Source organism: Chroococcidiopsis sp. [FACHB-1243] (genome assembly GCF_014696895.1).
Taxonomy (GTDB): Bacteria; Cyanobacteriota; Cyanobacteriia; order Cyanobacteriales; family Chroococcidiopsidaceae; genus Chroococcidiopsis.
Genome location: NZ_JACJQX010000002.1, coordinates 262550 through 283907, shown reverse-complemented (window position 1 = coordinate 283907; position 21358 = coordinate 262550). Strand labels below are relative to the sequence as shown.

Annotated in this window: 18 protein-coding genes, 1 tRNA gene and 1 pseudogene; 10 read left to right on the top strand and 10 right to left on the bottom strand. The window is 43.7% G+C overall.

Features of this window, described 5'->3' with window-relative positions; translation table 11 throughout:
- Nucleotides 1–232: 232 nt before the first annotated feature.
- Nucleotides 233–1009 (top strand): class I SAM-dependent methyltransferase, encoded by a 777-nt coding sequence (locus tag H6G17_RS02640; RefSeq protein WP_192153863.1) that lies wholly within the window; start codon nucleotides 233–235, stop codon nucleotides 1007–1009.
- 52 nt (nucleotides 1010–1061) lie between these two features.
- On the opposite strand, the gene nadA is transcribed toward H6G17_RS02640, so the two are convergent.
- The gene (gene nadA, locus H6G17_RS02635) at nucleotides 1062–2042 is read right to left on the bottom strand and encodes a quinolinate synthase NadA (RefSeq protein ID WP_192153861.1); all 981 of its coding nucleotides are present in this window, start codon (nucleotides 2040–2042) and stop codon (nucleotides 1062–1064) included.
- Nucleotides 2043–2204: 162 nt separating this feature from the next.
- Between nadA and H6G17_RS02630 the strand changes: the two genes are divergently transcribed.
- Both H6G17_RS02630 and H6G17_RS02625 read left to right on the top strand, forming a co-directional pair.
- Nucleotides 2205–3131 (top strand): TIGR04168 family protein, encoded by a 927-nt coding sequence (locus H6G17_RS02630; protein ID WP_192153859.1) that lies wholly within the window; start codon nucleotides 2205–2207, stop codon nucleotides 3129–3131.
- A gap of 61 nt (nucleotides 3132–3192) precedes the next feature.
- Nucleotides 3193–3276: transfer RNA gene (locus H6G17_RS02625), tRNA-Ser, on the top strand.
- On the opposite strand, the gene H6G17_RS02620 is transcribed toward H6G17_RS02625, so the two are convergent.
- Complete coding sequence (locus tag H6G17_RS02620) at nucleotides 3277–5229, bottom strand: ABC-F family ATP-binding cassette domain-containing protein (protein ID WP_192153857.1); 1953 nt, start codon at nucleotides 5227–5229, stop codon at nucleotides 3277–3279.
- Between the two features lie 131 nt (nucleotides 5230–5360).
- On the bottom strand, nucleotides 5361–6179 hold the full coding sequence (gene nudC, locus H6G17_RS02615) for an NAD(+) diphosphatase (protein WP_192153855.1): 819 nt from the start codon (nucleotides 6177–6179) through the stop codon (nucleotides 5361–5363).
- Between the two features lie 144 nt (nucleotides 6180–6323).
- On the opposite strand from nudC, the gene mug reads away from it, so the two are divergent.
- Entirely contained in the window at nucleotides 6324–6875 is a 552-nt protein-coding gene (mug, locus tag H6G17_RS02610; RefSeq protein WP_192153854.1) for a G/U mismatch-specific DNA glycosylase, read from the top strand.
- Here the strand turns inward: mug and H6G17_RS02605 are convergent.
- A complete protein-coding gene (locus H6G17_RS02605; RefSeq protein WP_106546385.1) occupies nucleotides 6832–7413 on the bottom strand; it encodes a PadR family transcriptional regulator in 582 nt (193 codons plus the stop codon). The genes mug and H6G17_RS02605 overlap by 44 nt on opposite strands.
- A gap of 371 nt (nucleotides 7414–7784) precedes the next feature.
- On the opposite strand from H6G17_RS02605, the gene H6G17_RS02600 reads away from it, so the two are divergent.
- Nucleotides 7785–8195, top strand: a complete 411-nt coding sequence (locus tag H6G17_RS02600) for a hypothetical protein (RefSeq protein ID WP_192153852.1) — start codon at nucleotides 7785–7787, stop codon at nucleotides 8193–8195.
- Nucleotides 8196–8332: 137 nt separating this feature from the next.
- On the opposite strand, the gene H6G17_RS02595 is transcribed toward H6G17_RS02600, so the two are convergent.
- Nucleotides 8333–8683, bottom strand: a complete 351-nt coding sequence (locus tag H6G17_RS02595) for a DUF6717 family protein (protein WP_192153850.1) — start codon at nucleotides 8681–8683, stop codon at nucleotides 8333–8335.
- 90 nt (nucleotides 8684–8773) lie between these two features.
- Between H6G17_RS02595 and egtC the strand changes: the two genes are divergently transcribed.
- From egtC to egtD, 3 genes are all read left to right on the top strand, one after another.
- A complete protein-coding gene (egtC, locus tag H6G17_RS02590) occupies nucleotides 8774–9562 on the top strand; it encodes an ergothioneine biosynthesis protein EgtC (protein ID WP_192153848.1) in 789 nt (262 codons plus the stop codon).
- Complete coding sequence (locus H6G17_RS02585) at nucleotides 9537–10868, top strand: SUMF1/EgtB/PvdO family nonheme iron enzyme (protein ID WP_192153846.1); 1332 nt, start codon at nucleotides 9537–9539, stop codon at nucleotides 10866–10868. The genes egtC and H6G17_RS02585 overlap by 26 nt, the downstream gene beginning before the upstream one ends.
- 226 nt (nucleotides 10869–11094) lie before the next feature.
- Nucleotides 11095–12129, top strand: a complete 1035-nt coding sequence (egtD, locus tag H6G17_RS02580) for an L-histidine N(alpha)-methyltransferase (protein ID WP_192153844.1) — start codon at nucleotides 11095–11097, stop codon at nucleotides 12127–12129.
- 43 nt (nucleotides 12130–12172) lie between these two features.
- Here the strand turns inward: egtD and H6G17_RS02575 are convergent, their stop codons facing one another.
- Both H6G17_RS02575 and H6G17_RS33275 read right to left on the bottom strand, forming a co-directional pair.
- Nucleotides 12173–13702: a serine/threonine-protein kinase gene (locus tag H6G17_RS02575; protein ID WP_192153842.1), complete on the bottom strand. Its 1530-nt coding sequence runs from the start codon at nucleotides 13700–13702 to the stop codon at nucleotides 12173–12175.
- Nucleotides 13703–13812: 110 nt separating this feature from the next.
- Nucleotides 13813–15093, bottom strand: coding sequence for an anhydro-N-acetylmuramic acid kinase (locus H6G17_RS33275; protein WP_192153840.1), 1281 nt, complete (start codon nucleotides 15091–15093; stop codon nucleotides 13813–13815).
- Between the two features lie 97 nt (nucleotides 15094–15190).
- Between H6G17_RS33275 and H6G17_RS02565 the strand changes: the two genes are divergently transcribed.
- Complete coding sequence (locus H6G17_RS02565) at nucleotides 15191–15751, top strand: thermonuclease family protein (protein ID WP_192153838.1); 561 nt, start codon at nucleotides 15191–15193, stop codon at nucleotides 15749–15751.
- A 187-nt stretch (nucleotides 15752–15938) separates the two neighbouring features.
- Here the strand turns inward: H6G17_RS02565 and H6G17_RS34485 are convergent.
- Nucleotides 15939–17491, bottom strand: a pseudogene (locus H6G17_RS34485) (ABC transporter permease subunit).
- 168 nt (nucleotides 17492–17659) lie between these two features.
- On the opposite strand from H6G17_RS34485, the gene H6G17_RS02555 reads away from it, so the two are divergent.
- Nucleotides 17660–18427: an amino acid ABC transporter ATP-binding protein gene (locus tag H6G17_RS02555; RefSeq protein ID WP_192153836.1), complete on the top strand. Its 768-nt coding sequence runs from the start codon at nucleotides 17660–17662 to the stop codon at nucleotides 18425–18427.
- Between the two features lie 24 nt (nucleotides 18428–18451).
- Here the strand turns inward: H6G17_RS02555 and crtO are convergent, their stop codons facing one another.
- Together crtO and H6G17_RS02545 are read right to left on the bottom strand one after the other, a co-directional pair.
- Complete coding sequence (gene crtO / locus H6G17_RS02550; RefSeq protein ID WP_192153834.1) at nucleotides 18452–20152, bottom strand: beta-carotene ketolase CrtO; 1701 nt, start codon at nucleotides 20150–20152, stop codon at nucleotides 18452–18454.
- A gap of 354 nt (nucleotides 20153–20506) precedes the next feature.
- Entirely contained in the window at nucleotides 20507–21004 is a 498-nt protein-coding gene (locus H6G17_RS02545; RefSeq protein ID WP_192153832.1) for a molybdenum cofactor biosynthesis protein MoaE, read from the bottom strand.
- Between the last annotated feature and the right edge of the window lie 354 nt (nucleotides 21005–21358).

The window sequence follows — 21358 nt, the reverse complement described above, 5'->3', positions numbered from 1 at the left end:
CACTCTGACTCCATCCCGAACTCAGGTGTGAAACGCGACTGCGGCGACGATACTCTGGGGGTCGCCCCACGGCACAATAGCTCCGCGCCAGGTTCATTTTTCCTCAAAAGCCTCGCTCTACAGAGCGAGGCTTTTGCTATGATGCACATTGTAAAGTAAAATTTTGTGTTGGTTAAACTTACATACTAAGGTACAGAGTAAATTTGTTTAAAAATAGATATAGATAAGGTTAATGCAGAGCAAGCAAAATATTATAGCTCTCAGAAAGACACAGTTTCAGCAGCGCCTCTTACTCAATCATCAGTTGATTGAAATAGTCAAGCATACAGAAAGCCACGCTTTTTTGACAAATCCAGCTGCTCACAATGTTTATCTATACTTGACGAACTACGTCCGAGTTTGTTCTGAAGCTTGGTTCAAAACTAAGTTAACAACTTTGCGCGTACTAGATTGGGGATGCGGTAAAGGTCACATTTCTTTTTTACTACGTGAAATGGGTGCTATGGTAACTAGTTGTGATGTGACTAGTGGTGCAGCATTTGGTCAGGATGCGCCTATTATCGATCGCGCATCCATATCAGTCGTCTCTTTAGAACATCCCTATTTACTTCCCTTTAATGATGCTACCTTTGATGTCGTCTTGAGTTTTGGTGTCCTCGAACACGTTTCAAACGATCTTGCATCTTTACATGAAATTCGGCGGGTACTCAGTCCACAAGGCTTATTCTTTTGTTTCTTCTTGCCCTACTACTTGTCTTGGACTCAACGCTTAGCACATTTACAGGGAGATTTTTATCACGATCGCTTATATACTAAAAAACTAGTAAAAAACCTCCTTAGTCAGAGTCAGTTCCAGCTCATCGATCTCTGGCATAGACAACTTCTACCTAAAAATCGTATTTCCTACGTTAACCATCATAGTTTTGAAAGCTTAGATCGGTGGCTGACTGAAAACACTTTTCTCAAATACATTGCTACTAATATTGAGTTTGTAGCTTTCAAAAATTAAACTCAGCTCATATGAAAGAGCTATATATTTCAACCATATGTTAACCGTAGACTTAGATTTGCTTAGTACTCATTGCTAACATACGCTGTAGTGGATTCAAAGCAGCCGTGACGATTTCTTCTGATAATTTAATTTCTGGGCTGCGGTTCTTCATTGCTAAATAAAGCTTTTCTAAAGTATTCAATCGCATATACGGGCATTCATTGCAATTACAATTACTATTTATTGGTGGTGCAGGAATAAAATTTTTATGAGGAGCTTCTTTCCGCATTTGATGAATAATTCCTGGTTCAGTGGCGACGATAAAAGAATTCGCGGTACTCTTTTGACAATATTTTAACAAAGCTGTTGTAGAACCAACATAATCTGCATGGCGCAAGATAGGAGGTTCGCATTCAGGGTGAGCTAAAACTTCCGCTGCTGGATGCTGAATTTTTAATTGAACGAGTTTCTTTTCTGAAAATGTTTCATGGACGATACAGCTACCTTGCCACAGCAACATATTTCGACCAGTTTGTTGCATGACATATCGCCCTAAATTGCGGTCTGGAGCAAAAATAATTGGTCTATCTAGAGGGATTTGGCGTACAATTTGCACCGCATTAGAACTGGTACAAATAATATCGCTCATCGCCTTAATTTCGGCAGTACAGTTAATATAAGAAATGACTAAGTGGTCTGGATGTGCTGCTTTGAAAGCGACAAACTCTTGAGCAGGACAACTATCTGCTAAAGAACAACCTGCTGCTAAATCTGGCAAAAGTACGAGTTTATTAGGATTGAGAATCTTGGCTGTTTCTGCCATGAAGTGAACGCCAGCAAAGACAATAACTTCAGCATTAGTCTTCGCAGCTTGTTGAGCCAACCCTAATGAGTCGCCAATATAATCAGCAATGTCTTGAATGTCTGGTTCTTGATAGTAGTGTGCCAGAATCACAGCGTTCAGCTCTTGTTTTAAAGCTTGAATTGCTGCAAACAAGTCTACAGGTATTTCACAGGTTGGATTATTTTGGACGATCGCAGTTGTAAACACAATTCAAATAGATAAAACTTACAATTTCTGGTCTTTTTACAATTATAGTATTTTTTACCAAAACTGGATGCTGGTAGAGGCAAAATCTTTCCTAACACCTAATGGCAGTGCCAAAAGCCGTCATGCTTTTCTATGCTGGATAAAGAAGATCGGGAATGAAGCATGACCAGTCAAAGCAAACAGGATGAAACAACCGTCATTGCAGTTGTCGGTGATATTCACGACCAATGGGAAGCAGCAGATGGCATAATATTGCAAAAACTAGGTATCGACCTTGCATTATTTGTAGGTGACTACGGCAATGAATCAGTAGATGTAGTCAAAGCGATCGCCGATCTCGACATTCCTAAAGCAGCAGTGTTTGGCAACCACGACGCTTGGTATACCGCTACTGCGTGGGGTCGCCAGAAGTGTCCTTACGATCGAAAAAAAGAAGACTGGGTGCAAGAACAAATAGACTTATTAGGAGAAGCCCATGTTGGTTATGGCAAACTAGACTTTCCTAAACTAAATTTAACTGTTGTTGGTAGCCGTCCGTTTACTTGGGGTGGTTCGAGCTGGAAAAACGAAGACTTCTATCAAGAAAGATTTGGCGTAGCAAGCTTTGAGGAGTCTACCGCACGCATTATAGCAGCAGCTCGTAGCGCCACCTACGATACCGTCATTTATCTCGGACATAACGGACCATCAGGGTTAGGAGATTGCCCTGAAGACCCTTGTGGCAAGGACTGGCAACCCTTGGGGGGTGACTTTGGCGATCCAGATTTGACAGAGGCGATCGCGCAAACTCGTGCCGCAGGAAAACAGATTCCTTTGGTCACATTTGGTCATATGCACCATAAACTACGCCACACCCAAAAGTACTTGCGTAAGCCAGTTCATGTTGGCTGCGAAACAGTTTATCTCAATGCTGCTAGCGTACCTAGAATCATTGAAAATGGCAGCGATCGCCAGCGCAATTTTTCCTTAGTCTATCTGCAATCTGGGATAGTATCTCAAGTGTCTCTCGTTTGGGTAGATCGAGATTATCAAATAGCGTCAGAGCAAATCCTTTATCAGCAACAAAGTCAGCTCGTGCAGCCTGCATAGAAAATAGAATGTGCTATCATTTATTAGCTTTTAGATCTAGCTAACAGCTAGTAGCTAAATTGGAGAGGTGGCAGAGTGGTCGATTGCGTTCGACTTGAAATCGAATGACCCAAAAGGTCCGTGAGTTCGAATCTCACCCTCTCCGTTAATCATTTTCACGTTCTGCCAGTTCTAACCAACGTTCGGTTGCCGTATCGATTGCTTGCACTAATTGAGCTAACTGCTCGGATAACTGCTGCATTTCGGTAAAATCGCTAGGAGGGTTGTTGTAGAAAATCTTTTCTAACTCTTCCTTTTGCGTTTCCATCTCGGGAATTTGAGTCTCTAGCGTTTCATATTCCCGTTTTTCTTTGAAAGATAGCTTGCGCGATTTGGCTGCGGGAATCGTAGGGGCGCACAGCTGTGCGCCCGTCCTGGAGTCGGGAATCGGGAGTGAATTTCGACTTTCAGCTTTTGGCTTTTGACTCTCAATTTTTGATTTTTCTTCCTCTTCAGCTTGCTTGTATTCCAAATACACTGAATAGTTGCCTGGATATTGACGTAAAGTTCCACCAGATTCGATCGCAAAAATAGTCTCCACCGCGCGATCGAGAAAATAGCGATCGTGGGAAACAACGATCGCACAACCGTTAAACTCTTCTAGATACTCTTCTAATACCGCTAGCGTTTGTACGTCTAAATCGTTTGTCGGTTCGTCTAAAATCAACACGTTGGGCGCACTCATCAGCACGCGCAACAAAAACAACCGCCGCTTTTCTCCGCCAGACAACATGTGGATGGGTGCATATTGCTGGTTGGGGGGAAACAGAAACCGTTCCAACATTTGGGAAGCCGTAATGATGCTACCATCAGCTGTTTTAACCAACTCTGCTACATCTTTGAGATATTCGATAACTCGCTGGTTTTCATTCAGCGTCAAATCTTCAGAATGTTGGTCGAAATAACCAATATGAATTGTGGAACCAATTTCCACCGTACCGAAATCGGGCTGCACTCGTCCGGTAATAATATCCATCAGCGTCGATTTTCCCGCGCCGTTACTGCCAATAATGCCAATGCGGTCTTCGGGATTGAATGTATATGTAAAGTCTTTGATGAGAAGGCGATCGCCGTAGGACTTGCTAATATTTTCTAACTCAATTACCTTTTTCCCAATCCGCCGACCTGGAGTAGAAATTTCTACCTTACCCTGCACTTGCTTAAATTCCCGCGCCTGCATCTCGTAAATGCGATCGATTCTGGCTTTTTGCTTAGTGCTACGGGCTTTTGGACCTCGTTTCAACCATTCCAACTCTCGCCGTAATACTCCGGCGTGTTTGTGCTGACTGCTGACGGCTGATTCTTCTACTTCTGCCTTTTTTTCCAGATAATAAGCATAGTTACCGGAATAAGTATAAAGGTCGCCGCGATCGATCTCGATAATGCGATTTGTGACCCGATCCAAAAAGTAGCGATCGTGAGTGATGAGTAACAGCGCACCGCGAAACCGAGTTAGATAACTCTGCAACCACTCAACAGATAGTGCATCTAAATGGTTTGTCGGTTCGTCCATCAACAACACATCTGGTTCCGACAGCAAAGCTGCTGCTAGCGCGATTCGCTTGCGATAGCCCCCAGAAAGATTGCTGATTTTGGCATCAAAGTCTTCAATTCCTAACTTGCTAAGAATGACTTTAGCATTAGTTTCTACTTCCCATGCTCCCAATGCTTCAATCTGCTGGGAAACCTTCGACAAACGCGCCATGAGTTTATCGAGATCGCCCTGTCCGTGCGCGAGTTTATCGGAAATTTCTTCGTATTCTTGCACTAGCGCCATCTGTTCGCCACCATCGGCAAACACTTGTTCTAACACAGTACGATTCTCATCTAAATTTGGCTGTTGGGGTAGGTAGACAATTTTAGCTCCCGAATTTACCCAAATCTCACCGCTATCTATTGGTTCCAGTCCGGCGATCGCCTTGAGTAGTGTTGATTTACCAGAACCGTTCACCCCAATTAGCCCGACTTTATCGCCTTCATCCAAGCTAAAGCTAGCATCTTTCAAGATTTCCTTGATGCCAAAGTCTTTTTTAACCGATCGCAGCGTGAAAATAGTCATGGGTTATAGGTAAGCTACCAGTTACCTAGTCTAACGTTGATGCGTAGGGGCGGGTTTTGACCAAAAGTTTCTGCTAGGGGCGATCGATCTGTCTGCTAAACCCGCCCGTACAAAAGTCAAAACCGTTATTTTCAGTGAGTCGAGACAAACCAATCGATTAATTTACGAGCAATACTCAACTTTGGGGGAATTTGGGGTAAATTATGCTTGTTAAACCAACCAGCATCTACTAATTCTTCTGGTTCGATCGCAATTTCACCGCTAGCATAGGTAGCTGTAAATCCAATCATCAGAGAATTGGGAAAAGGCCAAGGTTGGGAACCAAAATAGCGAATCTCTTTCACTTCAATCCCGACTTCTTCGCGCACTTCTCGCACTACCGTTTCTTCTAGCGATTCGCCTGGTTCGACAAATCCAGCTAATATACTGTACATCTTGGGTGGAAATCTGTGAGCGCGGGCTAATAACAACTCTTCACCGCGAGAGATGAGGACGATAACCGCAGGTGAGAGGCGGGGATAATTCACTAAGCCACAGTTAGGACAGCGTTTTACCCGTTCGTGGGGTAATTGGGTGGTAGGGGTAGCGCAGTAACTGCAGTACTGATGGGTGCGATTCCATTCGACGATTTGAATCGCACGACCGCTCAGAACAAATAGATCTTCGTCCAGCGTACCGTATAATTCTCGCAGCCCTTGTAATGTCATGCCCGTAGGTGTAGATATATCTTTGGGGAGTTCGGCACAGTAGCAGGGGCGATCGCCTAACGTACCGAGAAATTGCGTCCGGATCGGAGTTAAGCCAATCTCTTCTAAACTAGTAAGTTGGGGGATTTGATTCGCTGTTCTTTCTTGATGTACTAGTAGTTTTTTACCTACAAAGGCAAACCACCAAGCGGGTACAGATTGTTCTACGGGTGGAGTAATGCCAGGAGTGAAAGTACGATGCATTGTTAAGCCTTGGGGTCAAAGATTTGATTTTAGGTCACGCATCAGCCGTAGGCGTTAGCGATAGCGAAGGCGAAGCCGTTAGCGTAGCGTTAGACGCAGAGGCGCAAAAGTTAGCATTGTAGGGGCTGAATTTAATGTGAGGAGATGGTGCAACGCAAACCTACCACGGCAGAAATTCAAGCGGCATACGGGCGCACGGTTCCAGATATTATTGCTCCAAATTTAAATGTTTTGTTTTGCGGGATTAATCCTAGTCTCTATAGTGCTGCTGTCGGACATCACTTTGCCCGCCCAGGAAATCGCTTTTGGCGATCGCTTCACGCTGCGGGTTACACAGAACGGATACTGTCACCGTTTGAAGACCGGGATCTGTTACAGTTTGGTTATGGTTTGACAAATATCGTCGATCGCGCCACGGCTAGGGCAGATGAGTTAAAAGCTGAAGAATTGATCTTCGGTCAACAACAGCTAGCAGTCAAGATCGAACAATATCAACCGCGATTTTTAGCTATTTTGGGTATCAGCGCCTATCGGACAGCATTTTATCAACCCAAAGCTGTCATGGGAAGACAAGCTGAGTTATCGTCTGGCACAACGATTTGGGTATTACCTAACCCCAGTGGGTTAAACGCTCATTATCAAATAGCAGATCTTACGCGGGTGTATCGAGAATTGCTGCTGGCGGTGAAGGATTGAGCGCGTCTTGAGTGAGTACCTCGATCGCTGTCTTTAACCAATCAATATAAGTCTGTTCTTTGCGGATTGCTAGTTCTAATACCAGTCGTTGCATCAACTGTTCGCGGTTATTTATAGGATTGCTTAACGTTGGTAGTTCTATTTGTTCGCATTCAGCCAACTTGTCGCGTCGTGCTGCTAGCTGTCGTTCTAATAAGTGAATCGTAGCTTCATTTGACAGATGTGCGGCGAAAAATAATTGAATTGGTAGTGGATCTCTTACTGTTGGTATGGGTTGAGGGCTTTGCAGCCACTGAGTTAATTCGGCTTTTCCTGCTTCAGTGACGCTGTAAACTTTACGGTTGGGGCGATCGCACTGAATTTCAACCTTATAGGTAATCCATCCTTGCTCGACTAGTTTATCAAGGGTTCGATAAATTTGTGCCTGATCCGCAGACCATAAGTAAGTCATGCAGCGATCGAAGCAGCTCGTTTTCAAGTCATACCCTGTCCTTTTTGCTTGTAGGAGAAAGCCCAATATTGCGTGTGCTAATGACATACGGTTTTCTATATATAAGGTAGTAAATTCCCCATCTTTTACTACAGATCTAATCTTATGTTACTATACGATAAGTCATATATAAGAGGCATCAATTATGATGATGCTGATAACAACTTACCACGACAAAGAACGTTGACACAAAAACACAAGGCTCGGACGTAGAACGTTTAGGAGACGGGTAGATGGAACTGTGTTAACGATAAAGTGCTAACAATAAAAGAGTCGCGATCGCCTGCCCATCAAATCTAAGTTGCGATTCGCACGCATATTGTCAAAAGCCGTTAACTGTTAAACTCCATCTGTAATAAATACCGCAGCAGCAAAAATTTCAACGATTAAAGACTATTGTAACGGGAGGATGGATTCCATTGACTTCTCACAAATTGCTACAACGAATACATCGACATCAATATCTGCGCGATCTGCGGAATAAATTGCTCTATTTACACCGTATATTGTTAGATACCGAACGCATTGCTTACGAACAAGTTAGCGGGCGAGTATCGAGTGGAGAACTGTTGCAATTAGCGATCGATCGCGAACAATTTGCTTGGCTACATCGCATCTCTGAATTAATCGTGCAAATTGATGAAATGTTACAAGCAGATGAACCAGTTACACCAGGTATCATCAAAGAGTTAACTACTTACATCCACACGCTATTAACACCATGTGAAACAGGCGATGAGTTTGCTAGAAGATACTACAATGCCTTCCAGCAAGAACCTGCCGTTGTGTTAGCACATGCAGAAGTAACGCAGTTGCTAAATAGTCGTTAGTCATTTGTCATTGGTCATTTGAAGATTTTGAGGGGCTGGCATCTTGCCAGTCCTTTAATAATGGGAGTTTTAATCTTACTAAAGAATAGTTGACAGCGGATAGAGCTAGGCAGATGACAGAAGGAAGTTGCATTTTACTACGTATATAAACTCTCAGCTTTACAAGAAATCTTTTGCGGTGGTTCGGTAAAATATTTAAACAAAGCTGGACAAAGCCAACCTTCTAAATTTTGCTGTTGCCAACAATACCAATGACCGCCAAATTCTTCTTTTATCCAGATTAATTCTGTCTGAAATTTAGGGAAAGCAGTAGCAGAAAATAATAGCCTGAAGCCTGCATTATGATGGGAAATGTCTTTAACCAAAATATCGAGCATTTCCGGTATACCACTGACAAATGGTTCTTTAAATAATCCTACTGTTTCATCGTCAAATACCCATGTTTGCTGGTAGCGATAGGGAAAAATGACCATAATTGCGTTTGCCATCAGCCTCACCTCAAATAGTAATAGCCGATCGTATGTCACGAATGGCGATCGCAAGCTAAAATGTAAAGCTGTGTAAATAAATACCTAAGTATGTGCCGTTTACTTGGCTACCTGGGTGAAATAGTATCGCTAGAAAAACTGCTGTACAAACCAGAACACTCACTGATCGTCCAAAGCTATCAACCCCGCGAAATGAATTCTGGATTGCTGAATGCAGATGGTTGTGGGGTTGGCTGGTATCATACCCAGCGCGATACTAACCCGTTCACCTATAAAAGCGTCCTACCCATTTGGAACGATGTCAATCTGCCCAGTTTGAGTCGTTATGTCGAGTCTGGCTGCGTGCTTGCCTACGTCCGCAGTGCTACGCCTGGACAAGCAGTCGATTTAAGTAACTGCCAACCATTTGACAATCAAAGGCTTTTGTGCATCCACAACGGGCGGGTAGAGAATTTTCACCAAACCATCTATCGTCCGATCCGCGATCGCCTCAGCGATTTTGCTTACCAGGCAATTAAAGGCAGTACCGACTCAGAACACATATTTGCGCTATTACTAGATGAAGTCCAAGCCAATCCCTCTATGAGTTTAGAGCAAGCATTATCAGCTACCATAAACAATCTCGATCTATTGGCTAAGTCCCATCAAACTAGAGCTTCCGCCAACTTGCTGATCGGCGACGGCAAGCGTCTAATTGCTTCTCGTTTTGCCAGCGATCGCAACTCTCCCTCTCTCTATTGGCTGCGAGACGATCCAGCATTTCCAGCCGCAGTCATCATTGCTTCCGAACCTTTATTTAAAGGTGACTGGCACTCTATGCCAGAACATAGCATCGTCAGTGTAGGAGAAGACCTTGAAATCCAGTTCCATCAAATTTAGACCGAGCGATCGCCCCCAGCAGCAATGTCACCAACTAAGAGAATGGTACGAGCAGTGTCGTCAAGGAACTTTAGCTATATTCGAGCAAGTAGAAGAGGAAACTTTCTGCGCTCAAGCACACCCTGACTTTAGCCCTGTAGGATGGCATTTCGGTCATATTGCCTACACAGAATCCCTGTGGCTGCGAGAACGTAATGCGGGACTAGCACCACTATTTCCCGAACACCGCCGCTTGTTTATGGCTGACGGTTTACCAAAATGCGATCGCGTTAAGTTGCCAGGTAAAGCCGTTATTCGTCACTATCTAGATACAGTCAGGCAAGAAGTTTTACAAATCCTAGAAACAATAGACTTAGATCGACACGAACGCCTCTGGCGCTGGATGCTACAACACGAAAGCCAGCACTGCGAGACGATCGCGTTTTTATTGCAATTATCAGGGAGCAGGGAGCAGGGAGCAGGGAAGAGAGCTGAGGGAGCTAAGGAAGCTGAGGAAGCTGAGGGAGCAACTACCAATTACCCATTACCCATTACCCATTACCCATTACCAACTACCAACTACCAAAATCAAACGATAAAAATCCCTGCTGGCTACTTCGAGCAGGGGAGTCATACCATTGACGCTTTAGATAACGAGCGTCCAGCACATCAAGTTTATTTAGATACTTACTGGATCGATCGCTATCCCGTAACTTGCGCTGAATATCGCTTGTTTATGAAGGCGGGAGGCTATCATAATCCGGTGTGGTGGTCGGAAAATGGTTGGCAATGGTTGCAACAAGAACAGATCGCTCGACCCCTTTACTGGTTAGAAGATCCGCAATACGATAATCATCCCGTTTGTGGTGTCAGTTGGTACGAAGCCGAAGCTTATGCCAAATTTGCCGATAAACGCTTACCCACAGAAGCTGAGTGGGAAAAAGCTGCTAGCTGGGATGCATTAAATAGTCTTCATCGTACCTATCCTTGGGGGGAAGTAGAGCTAGACCTAGATCGGTGCAATTATAACTATGCGATCGCACAAACAACACCAGTCAACGCCCATCCCAACGGACGCAGTGCCTATGGTTGTGAAGATATGTTGGGCAATGTTTGGGAATGGACGGCTTGTGTATTTGATGGCTACGCAGGTTTTGCCAGTTATCCCTACACTGGTTATTCCCAAGTTTATTTTGACGGACAGCATCAAGTTCTCAAAGGTGGCAGTTGGGCAACTCGTCCTTGGGCGCTTAGAGCGAGTTTTCGCAATTGGTATCATCCAGGCGTGCGGCAAATCTTGGTAGGGTTTCGGTGTGCGAAAGATTAACATGTCATCGATAGTTAGTCACTTGTCATTAGTTCTCACAAATGACGAATAACAAATGATCGATGACAAATTTGTGAGAAAATGCGTAAGGAATTGGTAGTAGCTGAGTTGATCTAACTCCAGCATGATTTTTTGCTAATTGGCTTTGTGTTTTACTTCTGAAGGTCGCAGACTATTGCAAATCGGCGATCGCGATTGGTATGTTTAAATTTGACGGAGGTTGAGCGTGTCCATATTTGAAACTGCAAGCAATATCTATCCCCGTTCCATCGAGCAACGCTTGCAGATAGAGAATCTCATCGCTCCCGCAGCGATCGCGACAAGCCGACTCACAGAAGGAAAAGACGCGATCGCGGGATTGACTCAAACGCCTAAAACCCTCCCACCGCGATACTTCTACGATGACCGAGGTTCGCAGTTATTCGAGCAAATTTGCGAATTACCAGAGTACTATCTGACGCGCACCGAAACAGCTATCCTGCAAAAATATGCAACTGAAATTGCGCGGCTAACAGGTGCGTGCGAACTCGTCGAATTGGGTAGCGGTAGCTCGACTAAAACGCGCATTCTCTTGGATGCTTATCACAAACTGGGATACCCACTACACTACATTCCAGTAGATGTCAGCGCGGGAATACTAGAGAGCAGTGCTAAACAACTCTTAGCCGACTATACCACGCTCAAAGTTCGCGCTTTAGCCAGTACTTACGAACTTGCACTAGAACGACTTGCGCCAACTTTTTTACCCAGTCGCACGATCTGTTTTATTGGTAGTACTTTAGGCAATTTAACCCCTTCAGAATCTGATGAGTTTTTCGCCCGGATTTTTGCAGCACTTGAAGTAGGAGAGTATTTCTTATTGGGTGTAGATTTGCAAAAGCCAAAATCAGTTTTAGAGGCAGCTTACAACGATCGCCAAGGAGTCACGGCAGCATTTAATCTCAATATGCTGCAACACTTGAACTGGCGCTATGACAGCAATTTTGACCTGCAAAACTTCGAGCATTGGGCTTTCTATAACGAAACCGAGCATCAAATTGAAATGCATTTGCGAAGCTTGCGATCGCATCTGTACGGTTTGCGATCGCTCAATTTAACCGTTGAATTTGCTGAGGGAGAAACAATCAGAACTGAAATTTCTCGTAAGTTCAACCTCAAAACTCTACAGCAACAACTACAAACACGAGGATTAACTCCCATCCAAACTTGGACAGATCCCAAAAATTGGTTTGGTTTATTACTTTGTCAAAAGAAGGGTTAAAGCAGTATGTAGGGTAAGCATTGCCCACCCTACATACTAACCATCAAACACTTGCTTCCAATTTCATCAAAATTTGTGGTTTGATCTTCTCGTATTCCTGCTTAAGCAAACTTTTACTCAACTGCACATCACCATGAATATTTGAAGATTGACTGAGGAGATACCATTGTTGCAGCAGTATTCCTTGGCTATAGGCAACATGAATTAATAAGCAAGAACTAGCATATTGTGGAGTTTCGCGCGCAAATAGAAGGATGCGATAGTATCCCTTGATGCCGATTGATTGAATTAAGTCTCGATTTTGACTATTTTTTAAATCGAGATAGTAAGTCAACCATTTTGTCCCATAAGTACGGTGATGGAGAGCAGTAATCCATAGCATCATGGGAGAAGGCGAGGTGATAAATAAGAAGTGGTTGTAGGTTCTATTGACTAAACGTTTATTCACTTCTGTTTGAGATAACATCACCCACAAAGCAGGACTCTCTTCATCGTTAATTTGGATTGATTGAGGAAAAACAATATCTGCGATCGGTTTATTTTGCGGCCAACGAGTTAGCCGACAAATAGCATCTGTGGTAAGTTGACCTTGCTGTGGTGCAACAATCGTATTCGCTGGCTCACTACTGCTACTTGGCGTTTGTGGTGTTATGGGTTGAGTCGTTAAAGGTAAAGACCGATCGCGCGGCTGTTCGAGCAGGGTAAAAACCTTGATAATTTCACTCACATTTTGCGGGCGATCGCTAGGTGCTTTTGCCAAGCAGCTCATGACTAAATCTTTCAACTGTGGCGGAATGGGAAACTTTGGTTCCGATGTCTCGAAAGAACGAGGTGGTTGATAGTGGTGGGCTTTAAACCAACCGCCAAATGAGTCCGTGTTGGCTTGAATCGGGATATTACCCGTCAGCATCTCAAATAGCATGACTCCCAAACTATAAATATCAGAACGATTAGTAAGTTCGCTACCCTCCATTTGTTCTGGAGAAGAATAAGCAAACGTTCCCATGTAGTATCGAGTTTGACTGCTATCTGCTTGGAGTAACTTAGCAATACCAAAGTCTAACAGTTTTGCCAATTCTCCCAAGCTATTATCTTGAATTAATAAAACGTTACTTGGCTTAATATCTCGATGGATAATTGGATAAGTTTTTCCATCAACTGGAATTCCTTGGTGGGCGCATTCTAAACCAAGACTAATTTGCCGTCCGATACTCAAAAACCTCGGTAGTGATAGAGCATAATTGCGAATTACATCGCTCAAGTTTTTCCCTTTTAAGTATTCCATCACGTAGAACGGTGTACCATTCTCCTCTACAACACCGTAATCCATGACGCGGACGATATGAATGCTTTTTTGACCCAAGATAGCGCAGGTTTTTGCTTCTTGTTCAAAACGTTCTTGCACGCGAAGTTTTTTATTATGAATCGATATACTTAGTAATTTGACAGCAACGGGAACTCCTCCTAACAATTTATCGTGGGCAAGATACACTTGACCCATTGCCCCTGCTCCAAGCACCTGTTGAAGTTGATAGCGGTTAGCAAGTATGCGGTTGAGATTGGGATCTCGCATGAATTAAAGTTCCACCACAGCAAAAATTTGTGGCATCTAGTTGTCATTAGTATTCTGCCCAAAATACAGTTATCAGTTATCAGGGAGCAGTTATCAGTGACCAGTGACCATCAACCAACAACCTCACCTAACAAAACCGCTTGCTTTGCCCCAGTCACTTGAGGTAGGTTGCCTGGTATGCCTTGTTGTCGCCAGTAGGCTAGAACGGCAAAGGCGATCGCTTCTTTGAAATCGGCACTCAATCCCGCTTCATCTGTTGTGATAACTGGTACTTCTAAATGAAATTGCAATCGCTGCTTTAAATATAAATTTCGACTACCACCGCCACATAAAAGAACTCTTGCTGGCATTTGCGGTAGAAATGTCCGGTAACTATGCACGATTGACGCAACCGTGAATTCTGTCAAAGTTGCTAGCAAGTCAGATGCACTCAATTGGTAACTTCGAGCATCAACCAAACATTGTTGTAAGTATTCCCAGCCGAATAACTCTCGTCCTGTCGATTTTGGTGGTGGGAGGTGAAAGAAATCTTGACTGAGCCATTGCTCTACAAGAGGATGACAAGGAGTACCGCTAGCTGCCCAATTGCCATCGCGATCGTAAGTTTGTGCGCCCTCAGTTAAGTGCTGGACTGCAAGATCTAATAAAGTATTGGCTGGTCCCGTATCCCAACCTCTAACTTTTTCCTCCCAGTTGACATGACTGCGGGGAGGAAGATAGGCTAAATTTCCAATTCCACCCAAATTTTGGACGCATCGCGCCTCATGCATGTGACTGAGCAGGTAAGCGTCAACTTTCGGCACTAAAGGCGCTCCATGACCTCCTACAGCAATATCTGCTGCCCGAAAATTACTGACTGTTGGAGTATTTGTGAGTTGAGCAATAACAGCCCCGCGTCCGAGTTGAAGGCTGTAGCCGAGTAAGTTTTGAGTAGTACAGACGTTGCGTGCAACGTCTGTACGGGAGTCGGGAGTTGTAGGGGCGGGTTTTGACCAAAAATCGCCAGCTTGAATTGTCAAGCTATCTGCTAAACCCGCCCGTACAGGGGAGTCGAGAGTTGCTCCCTCAGCTTTTTTCAAGGGTGGTCTGTGAAAAACAGTCTGTCCGTGGGAACCAATTAATTCGGCGGGAGGATGTCCGGCTTGGATGTTTTGAGCAGCTTGAGCAAAACACAGCGCGATCGCATCATCTAAAGCTGCTAATTGAGATATGGAGATGGCTTCACCTTTACAAGCTGCTAAAATTTGCGATCGCAAATCGGTAGGATAAGGATAAGTGTTTGCCGCTAACAGTTCTACCTGAATATCTTCAGTTCTGCCTGTAATATTTATCAAAGCGGCATCTATGCCATCAACAGACGTACCGCTAATTAAACCAACTACTAAGGTCATTAGTTATCAGTGAAGAAAGGGAGCGCACGAGCAGGGAGCAGGGAGCAGAGTAATTCTGAGCAACCACCAACCACCAACTACCCATTACCCATTACCAGTGCAACTCATCCGAAAGCTATTACCGTATTTATTCACAATTATTTTTATTTTGTTTTTAACAGGATGTCAGCCGCGCTATGGTGCTGCTGCATATTCAGTTAAGCGCGTCAGTGACGGCGATACTATTAGGGTGATAAACGCTAAGGGCGATGAGTTTACCGTTCGTTTTGCTTGCGTGGATGCACCAGAGATCCCCCATTCTGTAAAAGAAAGAGCGAGCCAAAGCCGTGTAGATGTCGATCAATTTAAATGGGGACTTCAGGCACAGCAGCGGTTACAAAAATTAATTCATCAAGGAGGCGATCGCGTTAATTTAACAATTACAGATAGCGATCGCTACGGGCGAAAAGTGAGTGAGGTACGTCTAGGTAACAGTACTCTCGTCCAAGAAGTTATGGCGCGGGAAGGACTGGCATTAGTCTACACACCTTACTTAAAAAACTGTCCCAGCGCCGCAGTTGTGGAACGAGCCGCAATCCAAGCACAAGCACAGCGCCGAGGCGTATGGAGCGATGCTCAATTCGTCGCCCCTTGGAAATATCGCAGCGCCAAAAAGTAAATAACTCCTTACACCAATACTTCAAACAATTGCTTTGCACGCCAGTTGCTACAACGGAGGAAACCTCACGCCAGTCGCGGGACTCGAGGGAAACCCCCGCACGGCGCTGGCTCCGCAACGCACTGGCTCGTCTTTGCGTCTTTGCGTGACACTATCATTAACTTCCGATGGCAATTTCACAAACTTCCTAACTCAGCTTAGCCGATTGCTGCTTTTGCCGAGCCACGGGGTTAAGCCACTTTTCTAACCAAGAAAATCCTTGAGAAGACAGCAGAGTTAAACACAAATAGACGATCGCTACAGCTGCATAAATCTCAAAAGCGCGATAGTTGGTGGCAACAATCAACTGTCCTTTGCGGAACAACTCTTCAAATCCAATTACTGCTACTAAACTCGTATCTTTAAGTAAAGTAATAAACTCATTCCCCAAAGGTGGTAACATGCGGCGGAAAGCTTGGGGAAAGATGACATAGCGCATAGTTTGAACTGAATCTAAGCCCAAAGATTCAGCAGCTTCCGATTGTCCTAACTCAATTGATTGAATCCCCGCACGAACAATTTCAGCAATGTATGCCGCGCTATTTAAACTCAAAGCTAACACTGCCGCAGCTAAACGATCTAGAGAAAAATCAAACCCGATTTGTTGAGCGATCGCGGGTAAGCCAAAATAAATCATAAAGATTTGGACTAACAACGGCGTACCTCGAAAAAAATCGACATATGCCCTCGTCACCCAGCGCAAAGGTACGATATGAGAAAGTCGCGCAATTCCGACTAACGAACCACCAATTAATCCCAAAAGGACAGAAAAGGCTGTTAATTGGAGCGTGACTAAAGCACCAGCTAGTAGAGTAGGAATTGCCTGAAAAATAATCTCGAATGCATTAGTCATAATTGCGATATCCGAGTTTTTTAGTTAGCAAAGGGCGATTTCTCGGGCAATTTAGGCGGTTCGGCATTAAACCATTTTTTATAAATTTGAGCATATGTATTATCACCCAAAGTTATCTCTATTCCCTGATTAATTAAAGCTAAATTAGGAGAATTTTTAGCCGTAGCAATACCGTAAAACTCTTCCGTCAGCAATTGACCGACAACTTTAATCCCTGAAAGGTTAGCATTTTTAATCGCATATAAAGTGACGGGTGCATCGTTAATAACTGCATCCACATTACCATTTTTCAATTCTTGTAAAGCTAAAGGTGCAGAATCAAAACTACTGATTTTCGCTCCTGCAACTTTCTTGGCTTCTTCTGCCCCAGTTGTACCAATTTGAACGGCAATTCTTTTATTTTCGAGACTTACAAAATTCGTAATATCTTGGTTGTCGCTCCGAACCGCGATTGCCAACCCTGCCTTAAAATAGGGACGAGAGAAATTAACTGTTTGCGATCGCTCTTTAGTAATCGTCATGCTACTAATAGCTGCGTCGATCGTTTTTCCCTGTAAAGCGGGAATCAAACCATCAAAGGGTAAACTTTGAAAATTGACTGTAAATCCAGCCGACTTAGCGATCGCATTCATCAGATCGATACTAAACCCCTGCAACTCACCATTTGTACCTTTAAACTCAAATGGCGCAAATGCGGGTTCGGTTCCCACAGTTAATGTTTTCGTACCGCCTGTATTCCCCGTCCCACTAGTACCAGAATTATTACTACCACAGCCAATCGCTAGCAGCAAGCAGCACAAGCTGATAACTAAATACCGACGCAACCACCGGATCGTACTTGTAGCCATTATTTCTTTTCCTTGTGCATTTTCTATACTTGCAGTAATGAGTTCAATTTCAGTGAGTTAAACTTCCTTTTATCCCCTTCTACACGAGAGTATTGTGCCATAGAATACAATCAAGTGGAGTGTAATCAACATACCCTGTAACCAACTCAAACCACTTCCAACGTAGGTATGAATAGTGCTACCCCCGCGATCGCATTTGAAGGTGTAGAGAAAAACTTCGGTTCCCTCAAAGTCCTCAAAGGAATTAGCGGTGAAATTTATCGCGGTGAAGTCGTTGCTGTTATCGGTTCCTCTGGTTGTGGCAAAAGTACCCTGCTACGCTGCTTCAATCGCCTAGAAGCCATTAATGGCGGACGTTTAGTTGTTAATGATATCGATATATCACGTCCCAATCTCAACCGCAACGTACTGCGCCAACTGCGATCGCAAGTCGGAATGGTATTTCAACAATTTAATTTGTTTCCTCACCTGAATGTATTAGATAACTTAACCCTGGCACAGCAAAAGGTGTTAGGAAAATCTAAAAAAGAAAGCGCCCAACTTGCCGCACAATATTTAGAAAAAGTTGGCTTATCTGAAAAAGCTAACGTTTATCCCGAACAGCTTTCTGGCGGACAAAAACAACGAGTCGCGATTGCTCGGAGTTTGTGCATGAACCCCCAGATCATGCTATTTGACGAACCTACCAGCGCCTTAGATCCAGAACTGGTAGGGGAAGTTTTGCGCGTGATGCAACAACTTGCTGCTGATGGAATGACAATGATCGTCGTCACCCACGAAATGCTATTTGCGCGGGAAGTCGCCAACCGCGTTATGTTTTTACATCAAGGACAAATTGAAGAACAAGGATCGCCTCGGGAAGTTTTAGTTAGTCCGAGAAGCGATCGATTGCGAACGTTTTTGAGCCGTTTGAATCCCGATCTAGACCATCAATAAGAATTTGAAAATTCAACTGAAAATTCAATCTTGTTTCGTGCCAAACACGGATTCAAAAGTTGACTTCACCGACTCTCTTGCATCCTTAAACGTTTGCGATAGCGGATTTTGCGTCTGCAAAAATACCCTAGCACAATTGCGCCCTGGCATTCCCGAAATCGATCCGCCTGGATGAGTTCCCGCACCCGTGAGAAATAAGCCATCAATCGGAGTTCTATAGTTAGCTATTTCTGGCAAAGGACGGAAGAAAACCATCTGATCGAGAGTCATATCAATATGGTAATAATTACCTTTATACGCACCCAATCTTTCACCTAATTCAGCCGGACTTTCTACTCGACGGGCAATAATGGAATCTTTTACATTAGGAGAGTATTCTGCTAGTTTATCGATGATGCGATCGGCAACTTTGTGTTTCAACTCATCCGTCCAACCCGTCCCTTTTAACCCTGTACCTTCTGCCCCAGCAATTTGATATGGTGCAAAAAATTCAATCCAAACTGTATGCTTTCCAGCCGGAGCCATTGACGGATCGAGTGCTGTAGGCATGACGACATACATAGATGGATTCGCATCGGGAATTTGCCCTAACGTACACAAACTGTGTGCTTGTTCTACATGGCTGACGGAATCGGCGATTAAAATTGAGCCAATTAAATACTCATCTTTGTGTTCGTGATGCTCAAAACACAGTGGTTTATCAATTGCTAGATCGACTTTAAGAATTGTTTCATTATTGTTGACAATTCGACGTTCTAATCTTTCGCGTAAATGCGGTTCGGCAGCATCCAGTTCGCTCGGATCTACCATGTGTAAAAATATTCGCTGAGCATCAATGTTAGAAATAACAGCTTTGTTGGCTCGATATTCTTTACCATTAGCAACTTTTACACCCACAGCCCGACCGTTATCAATTAAAATCTTCTCTACATGCTGGTCGGTAAGAATTTCACCACCCTTACTTTTGACTAAATTCACTAAAGCTTGCACTAATGCACCCGTACCACCACGCGGTCTAGCCATCCCCGGATCGTGACGCATTGCCATCATAATTGCACCAATCCCAAGGGTTTTCTGCGAAGGAGGCGCACCCAGTTCTGATGAGAGCCTTGCCAAGGGTGCTTTTAAAAATTCAGAATCAAACCATTCGTTTACCATGTCCTCCCCACTACTGAGCATGGTACGCACAAAGTCTAAAGTTTTTGAGGGAGAACCAATGACAGAAAATAAATCTTTTATTTTAGTAATGTCATAGTTACCGAGAATATCTAATAATGACTTTGGTGGAGCGTTAAACATCGGAATCATCGCACCGAGCGCCCGTTGCCAATAATCTGTAAATTCAGCATATTTTTCTGCATCTCGTTGACTGTAGCGGGCGATTTCCGCACAAGTCTTTTCAACAGATTTATGACCTAAAAAGTACTTGCCATCTGGATGCGGACAGAAAACGACTGGATCGCAATAAAGATATTCCAATCCATACTTTTCTAGTTCTAGTTCTTGAACAACTGGTCCAAGGTGAATAAATTCGTGATCGATCGCGCAAAGGTTAAATTTGAATCCTGGTGCTTCTTGAGGTAAGCATTCTTCTGTCGTTGCTGCTCCACCAGGAACAGAGCGCTTTTCCAATAATAAAACACTATATCCGGCTTTTAATAGATAAGCCGCGCACACTAAGCCATTGTGTCCTGCCCCAATGATGACAATATCATAAGCCTGCATATTCTCTACTCCAGCCAGATTATCTCTTTCCGATATTAGGCAGAAGTCAAAGAATATACAATTGTCTGGGGGTAGAAGATAAAGATAAGGCTATGTTTTACTGCCGCATTGGATCAATTCTCTCGTACGACCGATCGCGCAAGAACGCCAAAGTGTGACAATACGTGTAGCTTTGTAAAAGAGAGGTATACCTAATGGATGACAAAAACTATTCCTTCAAAGGTAGTCCAAATGCAGGTATGGTGCTTTCAATCTTAGCAGTAGTAGGTGCTGTGTTGATTTTTGCCTTGGGTTTTAGCAACTAATTGAGTCAAAACTTAAGTGTGGGGTGGGCATTGCCCACCTTATCAACTTTTAGCACCCTTGAGTCTCGCACGCCCCAATACTCACCCAACTGGAAGATCCGTCTTGCCAGTGTTCTTTTTTCCAGATTGGGGCATTATGCTTTAACGTGTCGATCGCATAGCGACAGGCTTCAAATGCTTCAGAACGATGGGGACAACCAACAGCGACTAAAACGCTAATTTCGCCAATTTTTAACTTGCCGATGCGATGGTGAATGGCGACTCGATTCACGTCTTGCCATTGTTGGCGAATCTCTGCCGCAATTTGCTTGAAGATCTGCATTGCCATCGGTTCGTAAGCCTGATACTCCAACGATACGACTGGTTTGCCGTCTGTTTGATTGCGCACCATCCCACTCATAACGACAATCGCTCCATTGCTTGGATCGTCAGCAAGGGCATAGACTGCCTCTAAAGACAAAGGTGCAAAAGTTATCGCAAAGCTATCTTCCGATCTCGCTTTGACTGGAGATGAGAGGTAGTTAGTAGTAACTCCCGCGTTGCTCACGTTTTCCTATTCTCTGCGTTCAGAAGGACTGTATTTATTCTAGTAGCAAGTATTCGTAGGGGCGGGTTTTGAGCCAAAATATCCGGCTTGGGATGGTACGATCGCTTCTTTACTTGAGTAATTTTACTCAAAATAATTACTCTCTAGATTTATGTATTTTGTTTGAAAATGATTAAAAATTGTCAAAAAAAATATAACAAAAGTCAAATAAAAACATTACTATAATAAAAGGTTTTTTAGCGATCCCCATAGCGATTTCGGTAATTCAAAAGCAATATTCACGTATTTGTCATCTATCCAAATAAATAGAGTGGAGTAACAGCATAAACTAGCGATCGCGATCTATTTGCCTCG